The sequence below is a fragment of the Lysinibacillus boronitolerans JCM 21713 = 10a = NBRC 103108 genome (assembly GCF_000772935.1).
GTDB lineage: Bacteria > Bacillota > Bacilli > Bacillales_A > Planococcaceae > Lysinibacillus > Lysinibacillus boronitolerans.
This window is the reverse complement of record NZ_JPVR01000077.1, coordinates 87,618-102,373: the sequence shown is the minus strand read 5'-3', so window position 1 is coordinate 102,373 and position 14,756 is coordinate 87,618. Positions and strand designations below refer to the sequence as shown.

Annotated in this window: 16 protein-coding genes, 1 tRNA gene and 1 pseudogene; 10 read left to right on the top strand and 8 right to left on the bottom strand. The window is 36.3% G+C overall.

Annotated elements, in window-relative coordinates:
- Positions 1–67 precede the first annotated feature (67 nt).
- The 5 genes from CD31_RS14895 to CD31_RS14880 form a co-directional block, all read right to left on the bottom strand.
- On the bottom strand, positions 68–748 hold the full coding sequence (locus tag CD31_RS14895) for a hypothetical protein (protein ID WP_016993734.1): 681 nt from the start codon (positions 746–748) through the stop codon (positions 68–70).
- Between the two features lie 227 nt (positions 749–975).
- A complete protein-coding gene (locus tag CD31_RS14890) occupies positions 976–1,227 on the bottom strand; it encodes a hypothetical protein (RefSeq protein ID WP_016993735.1) in 252 nt (83 codons plus the stop codon).
- Positions 1,228–1,668: 441 nt separating this feature from the next.
- Positions 1,669–1,857, bottom strand: coding sequence for a hypothetical protein (locus tag CD31_RS14885; protein WP_036078684.1), 189 nt, complete (start codon positions 1,855–1,857; stop codon positions 1,669–1,671).
- Positions 1,858–1,862: 5 nt separating this feature from the next.
- Complete coding sequence (locus CD31_RS23020) at positions 1,863–2,036, bottom strand: YvrJ family protein (protein WP_016993736.1); 174 nt, start codon at positions 2,034–2,036, stop codon at positions 1,863–1,865.
- 40 nt (positions 2,037–2,076) lie between these two features.
- A tRNA-Cys gene (locus CD31_RS14880) sits at positions 2,077–2,147 on the bottom strand.
- Between the two features lie 131 nt (positions 2,148–2,278).
- Between CD31_RS14880 and CD31_RS14875 the strand changes: the two genes are divergently transcribed.
- The 3 genes from CD31_RS14875 to CD31_RS14865 all read left to right on the top strand — a co-directional run bounded on the left by CD31_RS14875 (position 2,279) and on the right by CD31_RS14865 (position 3,460).
- Positions 2,279–2,521: a glutaredoxin family protein gene (locus tag CD31_RS14875; protein ID WP_036078682.1), complete on the top strand. Its 243-nt coding sequence runs from the start codon at positions 2,279–2,281 to the stop codon at positions 2,519–2,521.
- A gap of 144 nt (positions 2,522–2,665) precedes the next feature.
- Complete coding sequence (locus CD31_RS14870; protein WP_036078680.1) at positions 2,666–3,256, top strand: RNA polymerase sigma factor; 591 nt, start codon at positions 2,666–2,668, stop codon at positions 3,254–3,256.
- Positions 3,257–3,259: 3 nt separating this feature from the next.
- A complete protein-coding gene (locus tag CD31_RS14865) occupies positions 3,260–3,460 on the top strand; it encodes a hypothetical protein (RefSeq protein ID WP_036078677.1) in 201 nt (66 codons plus the stop codon).
- 234 nt (positions 3,461–3,694) lie between these two features.
- Here the strand turns inward: CD31_RS14865 and CD31_RS14860 are convergent, their stop codons facing one another.
- On the bottom strand, positions 3,695–4,594 hold the full coding sequence (locus CD31_RS14860; RefSeq protein WP_036078675.1) for a 3-hydroxyacyl-CoA dehydrogenase: 900 nt from the start codon (positions 4,592–4,594) through the stop codon (positions 3,695–3,697).
- Positions 4,595–5,087: 493 nt separating this feature from the next.
- On the opposite strand from CD31_RS14860, the gene CD31_RS14855 reads away from it, so the two are divergent.
- Entirely contained in the window at positions 5,088–6,149 is a 1,062-nt protein-coding gene (locus tag CD31_RS14855; protein ID WP_036078673.1) for an S-layer homology domain-containing protein, read from the top strand.
- A gap of 40 nt (positions 6,150–6,189) precedes the next feature.
- On the opposite strand, the gene CD31_RS14850 is transcribed toward CD31_RS14855, so the two are convergent.
- Entirely contained in the window at positions 6,190–6,876 is a 687-nt protein-coding gene (locus CD31_RS14850) for a ZIP family metal transporter (RefSeq protein WP_244905038.1), read from the bottom strand.
- A 208-nt stretch (positions 6,877–7,084) separates the two neighbouring features.
- Here CD31_RS14850 and CD31_RS23855 point away from each other — a divergent pair.
- The 3 genes and pseudogenes from CD31_RS23855 to CD31_RS14840 all read left to right on the top strand — a co-directional run.
- A pseudogene (locus CD31_RS23855) lies at positions 7,085–7,234 on the top strand (glutathione-dependent formaldehyde dehydrogenase); the annotation flags it as partial.
- A gap of 305 nt (positions 7,235–7,539) precedes the next feature.
- Positions 7,540–9,228, top strand: coding sequence for an FAD-dependent oxidoreductase (locus CD31_RS14845; protein WP_036078669.1), 1,689 nt, complete (start codon positions 7,540–7,542; stop codon positions 9,226–9,228).
- A 133-nt stretch (positions 9,229–9,361) separates the two neighbouring features.
- Positions 9,362–10,975, top strand: a complete 1,614-nt coding sequence (locus CD31_RS14840; protein WP_036078667.1) for a GNAT family N-acetyltransferase — start codon at positions 9,362–9,364, stop codon at positions 10,973–10,975.
- A gap of 38 nt (positions 10,976–11,013) precedes the next feature.
- Here CD31_RS14840 and CD31_RS14835 read toward each other — a convergent pair whose 3' ends face one another.
- Positions 11,014–11,631, bottom strand: a complete 618-nt coding sequence (locus tag CD31_RS14835; RefSeq protein WP_036078664.1) for a 3-ketosteroid-delta-1-dehydrogenase — start codon at positions 11,629–11,631, stop codon at positions 11,014–11,016.
- A 226-nt stretch (positions 11,632–11,857) separates the two neighbouring features.
- On the opposite strand from CD31_RS14835, the gene CD31_RS14830 reads away from it, so the two are divergent.
- The 3 genes from CD31_RS14830 to CD31_RS14820 all read left to right on the top strand — a co-directional run bounded on the left by CD31_RS14830 (position 11,858) and on the right by CD31_RS14820 (position 14,754).
- Complete coding sequence (locus CD31_RS14830; protein ID WP_244905037.1) at positions 11,858–13,459, top strand: Na/Pi cotransporter family protein; 1,602 nt, start codon at positions 11,858–11,860, stop codon at positions 13,457–13,459.
- A gap of 68 nt (positions 13,460–13,527) precedes the next feature.
- Positions 13,528–13,977 carry an SACOL1771 family peroxiredoxin gene (locus CD31_RS14825; RefSeq protein ID WP_016992334.1) on the top strand — a complete coding sequence of 150 codons (450 nt, stop codon included), beginning with the start codon at positions 13,528–13,530 and terminating at the stop codon, positions 13,975–13,977.
- A gap of 141 nt (positions 13,978–14,118) precedes the next feature.
- The gene (locus tag CD31_RS14820; RefSeq protein ID WP_016992335.1) at positions 14,119–14,754 is read left to right on the top strand and encodes a sugar transferase; all 636 of its coding nucleotides are present in this window, start codon (positions 14,119–14,121) and stop codon (positions 14,752–14,754) included.
- Positions 14,755–14,756: the final 2 nt, after the last annotated feature.

Genomic DNA, 14,756 nt, shown 5'->3' with positions numbered 1-14,756 from the left:
TCCCCTCCTATTTTAATTATAACATTATTGGTGGGGAGATATTAACTTTATAACTTGTTATTTCTATTTAGCAAAACCCTAATGATTTACAACCTGGTCCACATGTGATCTTATTTTCGCTAAGGCACACTAATCCAAAAACAGCTGCACAAATAAATGGACACGCTACAGTACCGATTGGAGCACAAGCTACCATACAAGCTGCTGTACCAGCTAAGGTACATCCTAAACCTTGGATAGTGTCACAAACAGTAGTACAGATAGTACAATTTGACCACATTAGATTAAGTTCATTATTTTGTGTAGAAGAACGTAATTCATTGACATCATATAATGGGTTTGTGTGCCATTCATAATCGAAATACTCTCCATTAATCTTAATAGTTACAATTGGGAATAAATTTACTCCAACAGATTGTGTAACTTCGATAACACTTGAATGACCATGGAAATGCGAAACAGCTTTAAATTCTGCGTTTTCGACAGTAAAAGTAATTACTGTCTGAAGTTCTTCCATAACTAAAGTAAGAACTTGTACAGGGGTAGTTCCTTTAGTAAATTCTCCGCCTAATGATTGTGTTATTAAAGCTCGAAGATCAGTATACTTAGCTTTAATAGCAGGGTAATGATTTAGTGAGTTGTTGATAAGCGTCTGCACACTTTCATTTGCCAATGCTTTTTCAACTAAATTGTTAACCTCATTTTTCGATAACTCTTTAATTCCTGATTTAGTTTGTTTTTCAGTCATTGTTTTCTCTCCCTTTTAAAGTATTTGAAGCAACATTTAGTATGATGTGCTTCATTACTATGTAAAGTGAAATACAACTGGAGATTTAAACTGCATTTTTAAATTTTTTTCAGGAAATATAAATTAAACCTATAAAACGAAATTATATGCTATTTAGTATAGCTATTCTTTGTAGACTATCATAAAATTCCTATCATTCTGACTTTTAAAGATAAACTTTGCTTCTTTTAAGGTTTATTAAATCCATAAAAAGCCATTAGATAAATCCCGATAAACACTACTAATATAAACGAATTAAGGACAACTAAAATCATACGAGTGGGTCCCTTTATCCCTAAAATAGCAAATATTAGTCCTGAAATTCCTAAAATAAATGGAATTGTTATGCCAATTCCCAGAATATATTGAGGAGCCAATCCAATAAGAAATGTTAAAAACAAGAAAATTATTGATAAATACGTAAAAATTTTTCTTTGCAAATAGCACCGCCCCTTTGTATGTAAATGAAGGTTTGACTTTATTACAATTATACCACACGTGTTATTTACAGTTTTCATCACATCGAATAAACCATTCCTTGCCTGAAATCAACTTTGCCTTTTTTTATTTATAATAGTCAGTACTTAAAGATTATGAAAAAACCTTATTATCGACATTACATAATAATATAAAAGTTGCTCCATAAATGTTGATTTCTTGTTATTCGACTGTATAAAAAGTGGTATGGTATGAGATGCGGTAGTAGAATTACTTTTAATTATCCTCAATTCCATTTTGCTAATAATATTTCTAATAGCATTTTTAATAGGAACGTTTGGATTTAAAGAAGCTTAAATCACTTATTAAAAATTAAAACCCATCAAATAAAATTAGGTAGTTCTTAACCTAAATTATTTGATGGGTTTATTTTTGTTAATAGATCATATTTCATTAGCATGAATCTGACAATATTCCCACAATAAATTAGAAGAAATACTGGCATTTTGAATAAGATTTATTAGTAAATCGCGTTCTTTTGGGGACAGACTATCACCCGCTAAACAATTTGTATAAAATGATTGAACTTCTCTTGCTTTACAGTAACAGGCCATTAATTTTTCAATTTCCATGTGGCTTACCCTCCTTTCTTGTAATTAAGAGATTTTATAACTTCAGATAACTCCATGATGACAGCCTCTAATTTATCTATTTTCCTTTCAAAGCGAATGAACAGGTAGACTGTTATGGCAATAGGGAATCCAAAATTTCCTATTAGGCTAATCCAAATTGGAACATTTTCTGGTGTCATAATGTAAATTACCTCCCTCTTACTCCAAATTAGTAATATAAGGTGATACTCGGATTCGAACCGAGGATCCAGGTTTTGCAGACCCTTGCCTTACCGCTTGGCTATATCACCAAAATTGTAACTGTACTATGTAAAGAGGATTCTTCTGTAATAAAAACAACTTTCCTGTAAAAAATATTATTTTGTCATGGTTTCATTTCTTATGTTTAAATCCTCTTTATAGAAAAAAGGAGGTCTATAAGGTGAAGTATGATATAACGGTATATTCAAGTAATGGTTGTCAATATTGCGTTAGGTTAAAGGAGTGGTTAGAAGAAAATAATATTACTTATATCAATAAGGATATTAATGAAGAGCACGCATTAAAGGAGTTTAAGCAGTTTAATATTCATGCTATCCCATTTACTTTAGTAGTCACTGATAATAAAGTAGAGAGAATTATCGGATATCAGCCTGGAAAAATAAAAGCCATTTTAGATAGTTAAGAGATATGGATAAAATCACCTTTTTTGTATAAAAGGTGATTTTTTTCACCCTTTTTAAGAACGTTTGTTCTTATTTTGGTTTATAATGTAGATACAACATTCACTTTATATAGAAAGAAGGCGGATAATAGGAGGGATTATTAAATGAAGAATGATAAACAAAAAATAGAGGAATTTTTCTATAGAAATAATGAACAGGTTAACAATCCGATTGTTAAAAGCTTTTTGTCAGATCCCCAAAATCTTTATTTAGTGCAAAAAGCGATCTTATATCCAACTGATTTGAATAAGAAGCTCGTTGATGAATCTTTTCAATCTCACTATATAAATGTTAGGAAGATCAAATATGTTAGTAATTTAATTTATTTCTTTAGTTTAGATTTTGATAAAAAAAGAAGAAGACTGCAAAAGCGATCTTTATTAATTTTAGATAAGGGATTATCAGAGGAAGGGGAGACGACCCTAAAAGAGCTAATAGAAGATACACGCAATGAAAATGGTCTAGATCATTTAATTGGTGGAGGTTTATTGGACAATATAGAAGATGTACAGCTCTTAAAGTCCTTACAAAAACTAACGGTAAAACAGCTTCAAATTTTAGAGATGATTTATGTAAAAGAGCTTACTATAAAAGAGATAGCTCAAATATTAAAAACAACTCCCCAGAATATATCTAATCATCATAGAAAGGCTTTAAATAAACTCAATCATTCACTCAGAAAAAAGGAGGAATAAATTATGGGAAATTTAGAAAATAAAAATAACGAAGAGACTCTAACAATAATTGAGAATTTCATCCCAAAAATTAAACATTGTTTACACAATACGGACTATCATGAAAGGGAAGACCTAGAACAAGAAATTAAATTAAAAATTATAGAAAAGCTTGCAACAGTAAAATTTCAAGACGCCCCTAGTTTTTGGGACTTCTTCCTGTGAAAGCTACCAGTCGATTTTTCTATTCTGGTGTTCGAGTCGGAAATCTGATGAACTTCTTTTGTAAAACTGAGCATTTCGAGTAGCGCCAGATTACATATTGTTAACAGAGCTCGTTCCTACATGCGTGATGGAATAAATTACGAGTCTTATCTAAAGTTCGGATTGTCACTACGAACATTGGGAAAGAAAAAAAGATGCACATAGTAAAAGGTACTATGTACATCTTTTTATTGATTAGCCTTTTAGGAAGTCTGGTTTTGCGAAGCTTGGGTTTGGATATGTGTAAAAGCCTTCCCCTGTTGCACGGCCAAGTTTACCTTTTTCGATGTACTCTGTTTTTAAGAGGTTAGCTAATTTTTTCATGTTTTCATCGCCAGTGGCAGTTGCTTTCGCTTCCACAATATTATAGGCAGTGTTAATGCCAACGATGTCTAGAATAGCAAATGGTCCAAGTGGAGCGCCTGTACCAATCATCCATGTTTTATCGATTGTTTCTGGATCAGCCACTTCTTTTACAAGTAAAGATTCAGCTGCATCTAAAAACGGAACTAGTAATGAGTTTAAAATATAGCCAGGTTGCTCTTTATGCAATGGTAGTGGTACCATGCCGATAGCGCGCGCAAATTCAACAACTTCATCAAACACTTTCATATCTGTACCAGGGTGTTTCATAATTTCCGCAGTATTGTTTTTCCAGATCGTATTAGCAAAGTGAAGAGCTAAAAATTTCTCAGGACGGCCAGTTGCTTCAGCAAATTGGCTTGGTAGTAAAGTAGACGAGTTTGTTGCAAAAATTGTTTTTGCTGGTGCTACTTTTCCAAGATTCGTGTAAAATTCTGTTTTAATACTCACAACTTCAGGGATTGCTTCTATAACAAGATCAGCATTGGCAACGGCTTGAGCCAGGTCACTGTTAAATGAAAGACGTGCATAGGCTGCATCCACTTCTTCTTGTGTCGCACCTAAATCTTGTTGATACAATGGTTTTAATTTTGTAATACGATCCTGTGCATTTTTTAACGCCTCGTCGTTTATGTCATACACTGTTACATTAAAACCTTTGAAAGCAGATTGATAAGCAATTTGACTCCCTAATACACCACTACCTGCAACTGTAATGTTTTGATAATTCATCGAAATTCCTCCTTTGAAATTGTTACATTAATATAATAGTGTGGATATGTAGATAATCCTTCGTTACAATCCCATACTACTTCTACCTACGAATAAAAATCAAATGAAAGCCTCTGATATTATATAAATATAAAGTTATCTGAAAGAAGTTTCTTTTCAAGTATGTACCCACCCTTACAGAAATATAACAAAGAACAGCCTTTAAGCTGCCCTTATTTTAGAGATAGTTTTCCATGGTAAACATGTTCCCAACATCAGGGGCCTCGTTAGACAATGTTTGACTTTATATCTAATTACATATGTAATTGTGGTAGATGACATTGAGGAATTTGTTCTTCTGTTAAACTAGTTTCAAAATCAAAAGTAAAATAGGAAAATTATAATGTGTTAAAAATAGGTCTTTTATATAATTATTGTATAATTCCCATATTTTTATAGATTTATAAACTGTTGTTTTAGTACACTGAATCTATGAATCGAAGGGGGAAAAAAAGTGAAGAAAATAATGTTAGCTGGTGCACTGAGTATTACATGTTTTACAGGAGGGTTTGGTGGACAGGCATATGCACAGGATGTAGTAAATGTGGCAAATATAATTCATCCAAAGCAGAATGTTGCAGCCACTAGTCAGTTACAAGCCATGCCCTATCAAGATATTTATAAATTGCTTTTGTTATCTAAAATAGGCTTTGAAAATAACGAAGTGTCGATTGTTACAACAAAAAATAGTATTACAGTAAAAATTTCATTAGAGGCGATCCTTCAATCATACAAAGATGGTACAAACCTCTATCCAGAGGGAGAAAAAGAGTTTAAGGAAAACTATGAAGAACTGAAGAAGTTATTTGGGCATGCGATTCAAATAAAAATTACACAAACTAGTAATGGCTACAAGAGTGAGGTATATACAGCTGGCAAATGGGAAGCAGTTAGTGCAGAAGATTTAAATGATATGGTACAGGTATTTGCTCGTGCCGACGTTGAGTTAAAAGCAGGTGGATATTTCAAGGATGCTATTGGTCATTGGGCTGAAAGCTATATTCAGTTTTTATATCAAACAGCTATCATTAATGGGACAACGGCTACTACGTTTAATCCAAATGGACAAGTGACGCGAGGAGAACTAGCGGCTATTATTTTCCGTGCATCTGGTTTAAATGTCAATGAAGATTATGAGGGTCCTGCTTCTTATACTGATCTTAATGGTTTCTGGGGAGCTAAGGAAGTAGCGATTCTTGAAGAGTATGGCTTAATCGATATTTTCAATGGTGAAAAATTTGAGCCGAAAAAGCCCGTTACAAGAGAGGAAATGGCCTATATCACTGCTAGGTATTTAGAAGGTATGGAAGTGGATGTTGCGCAAGTGAGCAAAAACAATTCATTCACTGATAAAAATCAAATGCGTCAAGAAACAGTAGAGGCAATTGGTCTATTACAACATCTAGGTATTTTAAATGGTACGAATGGTAAGTTTAACCCGAAAGGCAATCTTACTCGGGCAGAGGTTTCAAAAATTTTAACCCTTACCTTAATGCTAGTAAGTGAAGAAGAATAAAAGAGGAAAGGGATGTCTCATGTGCAGAGACATCCCTTTATTATTCAACAAGTATATGGAAAATATAGCTTAGGAAATAACCTAGAAAGAGATACATAAAAAATGCTTTAAATGAGACTTTCTGTAGCTGATGCAAAATGAATTCAGAAATACTAGCTGTAGCAATCAATCCTATCGAAATGCCCATTAAAATCCCTTGTGCTTTATCTGGTAAAGCCCAATACTGACCAAACCAGATGAAAATACTAAAGAAAATGGAGAAGATGAAGAAATAAATGAAAAGTCTCCAAAGCCTTTCACCTTGAGAGATGAGTGCAGTAGATAAAGCAAATCCCTCTGGAACATGGTGAAGAATAATGGAGGCGGTGAGAGAAATACTTAATGCAGCATTTCCAAGTAAATTTCCAACAGTGAGACTAATAGGTATTGTATGGATAATCATAGCTAGTGTTAATAGAGAGACCGAGGGATTTTGTGCATGAGAAGCATGAAATAAGGTATCTAGTAGTTGAAAGATGAAATAACCAACAAAAATACCTAATATAACTCCGAAAGATTGATAGATTTGAAAGGAAGAAGGGATGATATCTAGCACAAGTAAGCCTACTAAAAAACCTCCGCACAATAATGATAATCCCTGTGTCGTATGCTGAAATAGCTTAGAGAAGATCCAGGCAATTGCGCCCCCAATGCTCACACTGAAAAATAGAAAACCGCCAAGTATCATTGCACTCACCTGTAAAATTCCTCCGCCCTATCATCAACTTAATGTCTTTTTCAAACTATATGCTAAGTAGAAATGAATATGCTTGACATTGATTTGCCTGCATAAAAACGATAATGACAAAGATGTGCATACTGCAGGTTAGAGAAGGAAAGAATAGAGTCGAAAATCTATGCTTTTTGTGATGATACTATGCAATGGGAGTGTTGTCGTGAAGGCTGTAACATATCAGGGAATTAAAGATATCCAAGTTAAAATGTAGAGGGTCCAACTATTAAAGAGAAGAACGATATTATTGTGCAAATCACTTCTACTGCTATTTGGAGATCTGATTTGCATATTTACCAAGGCGCTATTCCTTCACAGAAGGATTATGTAATAGGTAAGAACTGATGTGAGGGTGACCGTGTCATCTTGCCTTTTAATGTATCGTACCATTACACATCAATTGCCATTAGAAGAAGCAAGTAAAGCCTATAAAATATTTAGTGGACGGGAAGATAACTGTATAAAGGTGATTCTAAAACCTTAAACGGAGCATCTAGGCTCCTTTTTTTGTGGAAAAATAGGGAATGGTTTAAATTGACTGAATATTGGTTTAATTCTATACTTTTTAATAGAAAGGCCAGATTCATCGATTTAGCTCATATAGGGAGGAATGGTTGAATGAAATGGGATGCTAGTTATGATGTAGTAGTAGTAGGCTCTGGTGCAGCGGGATTGACAGCAGGTTTAACAGCAAAGTTACAAGGAATGAAATCATTAGTGATTGAAAAAACAGATCGCTATGGTGGTGCTTCTGCTATTTCAGGCGGTGCCTTATGGATTCCTAATAATCATATCATTAAAGGTGCAGGTGTCCCAGATACACATGAACTTGCACGCCAATATCTAGATTCTACAATCGGTGATCGTGTGCCAGAAGGGCTAAAGGAAGCTTATATTACGAGAGGACCTGAAATGTTGCGCTTTTTATACAATAAAACAAAGCATATGCGCTTCCAATATGCAAAAGGCTACTCGGATTATTATCCAGAAAAACCTGGTGGCTTATCACAGGGACGCGCCATTGAACCACTTATTTTCGATTTAACAAAAATGGGCTCTTTGGCAAATTCGATGCGTCGTGCAACTCTATCAACAAAAGGCTTCACGATGAATAGCTACGAGTTTCATAAGGTGAATATGATTACACGGACGCTAAAAGGTAAAACTACAGCACTGAAATTAGGAGCGCGCTTAGTCAAGTCAAAGGTGACTAAGAGCGATCCGGTAGCATTAGGAGAAGCTTTAATCGCACGTTTACGCCTCTCCCTTGCAGAAGCAAATGGTGAGCTTTGGCTATCAACTGCATTTAAAGATTTCATTATGGACAAGGGAAGAGTAATTGGAATAATTGTGGAACGAGATGGGCAAGAGCTTAAAATTGAGGCAAAGAAAGGTGTTGTACTGTCATCAGGTGGCTTCTCACATAATCAAACACTTCGTGAAAAGTATTTACCAAGCCCTACGAATGCTGCATGGACTTCTTCTCCAGAAGGACAAACAGGTGACATCATTGAACCTGGCTTAAAAATTGGTGCTACGTTGGATTTAATGGATAAAGTGTGGGGAGCACCTTCTGTTATTGATCCAAAAGGACATCCATTCTTCCTTGTGGCAGATCGAGGCGTGCCCAATATGATTGTAGTGGATAGCACAGGGCAACGTTTTGTCAATGAAGCGGCTCCCTATCATGAATTCGTGGATACGATGTATAAGCATCAAGAGACCACAAAGCAGGCGGTTCCTTCCTGGATATTGATTGATGCTTCAGCTAAAAGCCGTTATATTTTTACGGGATTGTTCCCAGGACAGGCCTTCCCGAAAAGTTGGTTTGAGCAGGGAGTCGCAAAAAGTGCGAAAACGATTGAAGAGCTTGCTAGACAAATGGATGTGCCAACGGAGAGCCTAGTCGCGACGGTGAATCGTTTTAATGACTTTGCGCGGAACGGACATGATGATGATTTTTATCGAGGAGATAGTGCCTATGATAATTACTACGGGGATCCGACACTGCCAAATCCAAATTTAGCAGAAATCAAGAAAGCGCCATTCTACGCATTACGTCTTTATCCTGGAGACATCGGCACGAAAGGTGGCCTCGTAGTAGACGAATATGCTCGGGTAATAAAGGAGAATGGTGAACCCATTGAGGGATTGTATGCTTCTGGCAATTGTTCAGCGTCTATCATGGGGGAAACATATCCAGGCCCTGGCGCAACCATTGGACCTGGTATGACTTTAAGCTATGTGGCGACAGCACATATGGCCAATGCAGTGACAAAAGATGAGGTATCTCTTGTAAACGTATAAATGAAACATAGCCCTTCCTTTCTAATAAGGAGGGGTTTTTACGTTGGTGTAATGTTCTAATACTTTCTTGCTAGGAATATAGTGGCTACTAAATGTATGGCGATGATCACGGGAAAAGGAGCGATTTAGTTCATTGCTAGCTTATAAACTCATTACGACTATCAAAGAGTTAGAGCCCTATCGGAGCACTTGGTCAGAGATACTTGAAAAAGAGTATAATAATAACCCTTTTATTGAGTACGAATGGATTTCAACTTGGTGGACAACGCTTGGGGTTCATGACAATGTAGAGATTTACATAGTGGAGCATCAAGGTGTAGCAGTGGCTTTTTTTCCGTTAGTGCATTCTGTACGATTTAGTACAATCCATTATTTTAGCTTTTTAGGACAAGGTTTTGCGACCTATATGGAAGTGATCGCTGACAAGGAGTGGCTAGAACCTTCTATCACATTTCTCTTGAAGGAGTTTTCACGAAAATATAAGCGTTATTTAATCGTGTTACATGGATTATTAGAAAGTAAAAATACCTCTCAAGAATTAGAAAAGTATGCGATTGAATATCAGATGCCTCATTCAATTTTTCGAACTGTCACATCCTATATCGATTTTCAAACCATTCCAATGGATACATTTCTACAAAAGCATCGCAAGAAATTCAAAAGCCTTAAACGACGTGAAAACAAATTAAAGTCACTTGGTCATGTCGTCTTTCAGGAAGTAAATCACAATCATCTCCAAGACATGTTTACGTTATTCAAGAGAAGATGGCAAAAGAAAATTGATAAAAGTGGCTTTACAGAAAAGCAAACACGCCTATTTTATGAGCGGCTAGCAAAAACAAACAGCAAGGTGCTTCGGGTAGAAGTCGATAGTTTACAATTTGAAGGTCAATGGATTGCATTTACAATTGATCTATGCTGTAGAGAGCGTAATTTTTGTCTGGCAATGGGCCATGAACCAGATTTTAATCTATTTGGTCCAGGACGCCTCATTGAGAAAGAAAATATGCTAAAAGCACATCAAGCTGGCTATCGTTATTATGACTTAGGAAGTGGCTATGAGCCATATAAGTTTGAATGGTATACACATATTGATTTTACTAGGAAATTTGTGATGAGTACAAAAGGAGTTACAGAGCGTATTATTCGTTTATGGATGGTCTTACGTGACCGACTAAAAGGGCTATTAACGAATAATCATCAGCTAGTAAAATTAAAGCGAGACCGATTAGGAGAACTGCGTTATTTTCTGAAGCATGCAAGCACGAAGGAGTGGCTAAGAGCTGTTACAAAAATATTCCAACGAATGCTAGCAATTCATAGTTTAGACGTTTATATTGCAGAGCAACAACAGGATAACGGAAATGTGAGATTTCAAGAATTATCAATGAAGGACCTCATGACGGTGAAGGAGCAAGCGACAAATGTTGCAGACTTCTATAAGGGCTATCGGCTATTTGCAGAGAGCGATCATGTCATCTATAAGCGACACGATCAAACGGCAGTGGAAGAAACGGTTAACTATTCCTATGAGCTGTCAGAGAATATGTCGTTTATAAAAGAATATGACAGCCAGCGACTAGTTGAGATCGTTGCAGATGTGCAACGGGAAGGGAGAACAGTCTGTACAATAGCCCCCTGGTATAAGAGATACAGACGGAGAAAGCTCATGCAGGCTGGCTTTCATAAAGCAGCTAAAATCAATATAATAAAGATTTTCAAATGGCAAAAAATATATCATATCTAAACAACAACACCCTCAGCTTATTTGCTGAGGGTGTTTCATTAAAAATGGATACCGGGTTTATCAATTAGCTTACAGCCTGTACCATACTTGGCTTTTAAGGCCCCTTTGAAAAGAGTGTGCTCCAGCTCTGGGAATGTCTGTTTCCAAAGTTCAAAGACATTATGGCTAGATGCCTTCCCATCCTTTGTTAGTCGCGCAATATGGAACCCATACTCATCATTACAACGAGCCAATGGGCGGTTTTCTCTTACCGTGATAATTCGACCACTTGTCGTCATTTCGTACAATCCTTCATAGCCAGCGATCGCACGGCTTTCTTCTTGACCTTCAACTAAAGGCTTTTCCTCAATTGGTTCGACTTTCTCTTCTATTACTGCTTCCTGTTCAGTAGATTGAGATTCTTCAGCACTGTTTCCAGCTGGTAGTTGTTCAACAATCACAAAATCCTTTTTAGAAGCTTTATCGCTCATTGTCGCCATTACGTTCATAATAGAGCCTACATAGCGTAATGGTTTTTCTCTTCCTTCTTCAAAAACAAAAATATTATACTCGGTTTTATTAATCTTTTTCATAATAATATTGCCTGTTGTAATAGTAAAACCGATGAACTTGTTCTTTTTAAGTGCTTGTATTGCTTCTTGCTTTGTTAAAATCATTTTGAAAATCTCCTAAAGAATTATTTATTCTATTCTACCATAAAAATTATCACATTGTTTTTCGTAAAATAATGGTTGATTTTGTACAATGCAGGGAAATATCCCTATTTTCTCAAATTTATTAATGGTACGATTAAGAATGTTTGAGGAATAAAACTCCTATAAAAAAGGAGTCTTTCATAATATAGATACAATTTTAGCGGGGAGTGTTGATAGGTTGATCAATGTGCTAGGGGGCATCGGTTTATTCTTACTTGGAATGACGATGCTAACGAACGGTTTAAAGGAATTGGCAGGAGATGCCTTGAAAAAATGGCTCAATCGTTTTACAGGTGGGACCATTAGCTCGGTATTATCTGGTACATTCATGACAATGCTTGTACAATCCTCCACGGCCACAACCTTGATTACGATTGGTTTTGTCAGTGCTGGTCTCCTCACATTTGTCCAATCGATAGGAGTCATTATTGGCGCGAATATCGGGAGTACAAGTACTGGCTGGATTATTTCCTTAATTGGCTTCAAGATAAATATGCAGACAATGTCACTGCCTTTTATTGCTCTTGGAGTATTTGTCCAATTGCTCGCACCACGTGATTACAAAGCAATTGGAGGACTAGTGACTGGTTTTGGCTTATTATTTTTAGGCATTGATGTTCTTCAGGGAGGAATGGCTGCTGTACAAGATAAAATTCCATTCGACGCATTTAGTGCTAATTCTATTAGTGGAAAACTCATTTTAATTGTTTTGGGTCTTATCATGACGGTTATTATGCAGGCTTCTAGTGCCGCAATAGCAGCCACTTTAACAGCTTTATATGCAGGTGCCATTGATTTTGAACAGGCTGCTTATTTAGTCATTGGTCAAAATATCGGGACAACTGCTACGGCATTATTTGCTGCGATTGGTGCATCAACAGCTGCGAAACGAACAGCTGTGACACATGTGATGTTCAATGTAGTCACTGCTATACTCGTGACATTCGGTGCAAGGTTTATGTTTGCTCTTACAGAGTTCGTCACGAAATCCATCAATGGTAGCTTTGATGAAACACTAGGCATTGCTGTTTTTCATACATTGTTTAGTGTGATTGGCGCGGTACTCTTTGTGCCATTTGTTCGTCCTTTTGCAAAGGCCATTGAAAAAATGATACCTGAAAAAGGAAATTATTTAACTCGTAATTTAGATAATAGTGTTGCCAAATTACCTGGGGTTGCAGTAGAGGTATCCTTTAATACATTACAAGATATTACTAAGGAAATGACGACTGTACTCGTTTCTCTTATTCAAGGAAAAAAACGCACAGCTGAAACAGACAGTAGATTGGCTCAAATGGATGAGGCGATTGAAAAAACACGTTTATTTATGGATGCTATCCAATCTTCCTCTCAAAAAGAACGTTTTAAGCATATTGCCCTTTTGCATGCTTTAGACCACCTCTATCGTTTGTCAAAGGCATTACGCGAGCAACATCCAAATGCCTTTCAATTACAGGAGACATTAACCCAAAAATGGTTAGAGGTATTGGAAAAAGTACTACTGATCATTGATGAGGATGAACGTCTACCTGAGATTGCAACCTTGCTTGAAGTCACTTCTTCCGAAATGGCTGCGGTGCGACGTGATAAACGAAACGCATATTTTGAGCATACAGTTGAAAATGTGGTAGAGTTAGAGACAGCCGTATCGAAAGTGGAGGCTTTGCTGTGGATTGATCGACTTGTCTATCACTATTGGCGTACAACGGCTCGTCTTGCTGAGTACCAAACCATGACTAAAAAAGGGCGTCATATTGAGACAGAAAAAAATACAGCTACAGTTGAATAAAAGGAATGCTCGTCTTACATTTGTAAGCGGGCATTTTTCTTCGCTTCATAAATAAAGGAGGAGTTAGAATGGTTCAGCATAAATTCACAATGGACTTAACTTGGTCGGAGGGAAGAAACGGTACAGGAAATATCCAAGCAAGTAATTTGCAAACACAAATTTCTATTCCTCAGGAAATGAATGGGCCAGGCATTGGTACAAATCCAGATGAAATGCTTTTAGGGGCAGCCGCAACCTGTTATTTGATTACACTAGCTGCTTTATTCGAAAGATCAGAAATAGATGTGCTGGAGTTATCCATGCAGGCACAAGGATTTGTTAGTGTAGAAAATGGCATTTTTACGTATGAAAAAATTGTACATAAACCGACGATTATTGTGCAAGAGCTAACAGAACATCTTGAAAAAAGACTGCTACGCTTAGCATACAAGGCAGAACAAACATGTATGATTAGTAAAGCGTTAAAAGGTAATGTTGTGATTGAATGTGATGTTCAAATTTTAGAAGCAAGCATATAATAAGACAGCAGGAGTTATTCAGCAAGTGTCGCTGATATAACTCCTTTTTTCATAAAATAAGCACTTTTTCTAAAATAGTTCTAGAAATGTTCAAAATGAATATATAGAGTTAAGTGCTAAAAAAATGCAAAGGATGATGTATTGCACGTTCAGACAGCTCAGAATCTCACATTCTATGGTCAGTACGGCAAAAGAATATTTGATATTATTGGGGCATTATTTTTGCTTTTTATAACGATTCCTCTAATGCTAGCTGTATTCCTCATTTTACTCATCACGACAGGTCGCCCCATATTTTTTAAACAAATCCGAACTGGCCTCGATCATCACCGCTTTGTGATTTGGAAGCTACGGACAATGTGTATTCAGGCCGTTCCAGTTAATATGCCAACTATTTGTGCTGATGGTATCCCTGATGATTATTATTTTAAAACAGAGCAAGATACACGCATCACAAAAGTAGGCGCTATCCTACGAAAGCTCAGTATAGATGAAATCCCACAACTTTTAAATGTGTTAAAGGGTGATATGAGCATTGTAGGTCCACGTCCTGAGGTACCAACGATTACGAATGCATATAATTCCTTACAGGCTCGACGTTTGGAGGTAAAGCCAGGATTAACAGGCCTAGCTCAAATTAACGGTAGGTCGAATATTTCACATGGACAAAAAATATCATATGACATTGAATACGTTGATCATTATTCCTTATGGTTGGATGTCCAAATTTTGTTTAAGACAATTTATGTTGTCGTTGCACGCACAGGTGCTTATTAAAA

Coding starts and splice junctions, on each gene's coding strand:
- CD31_RS14895 (WP_016993734.1), bottom strand. CDS start 748: ATGACTGAAAAACAAACTAAATCAGGAATTAAAGAGTTATCGAAAAAT.
- CD31_RS14885 (WP_036078684.1), bottom strand. CDS start 1,857: ATGGAAATTGAAAAATTAATGGCCTGTTACTGTAAAGCAAGAGAAGTT.
- CD31_RS23020 (WP_016993736.1), bottom strand. CDS start 2,036: ATGACACCAGAAAATGTTCCAATTTGGATTAGCCTAATAGGAAATTTT.
- CD31_RS14870 (WP_036078680.1), top strand. CDS start 2,666: ATGAAGAATGATAAACAAAAAATAGAGGAATTTTTCTATAGAAATAAT.
- CD31_RS14865 (WP_036078677.1), top strand. CDS start 3,260: ATGGGAAATTTAGAAAATAAAAATAACGAAGAGACTCTAACAATAATT.
- CD31_RS14860 (WP_036078675.1), bottom strand. CDS start 4,594: ATGAATTATCAAAACATTACAGTTGCAGGTAGTGGTGTATTAGGGAGT.
- CD31_RS14850 (WP_244905038.1), bottom strand. CDS start 6,876: ATGATACTTGGCGGTTTTCTATTTTTCAGTGTGAGCATTGGGGGCGCA.
- CD31_RS14845 (WP_036078669.1), top strand. CDS start 7,540: ATGAAATGGGATGCTAGTTATGATGTAGTAGTAGTAGGCTCTGGTGCA.
- CD31_RS14835 (WP_036078664.1), bottom strand. CDS start 11,631: ATGATTTTAACAAAGCAAGAAGCAATACAAGCACTTAAAAAGAACAAG.
- CD31_RS14825 (WP_016992334.1), top strand. CDS start 13,528: ATGGTTCAGCATAAATTCACAATGGACTTAACTTGGTCGGAGGGAAGA.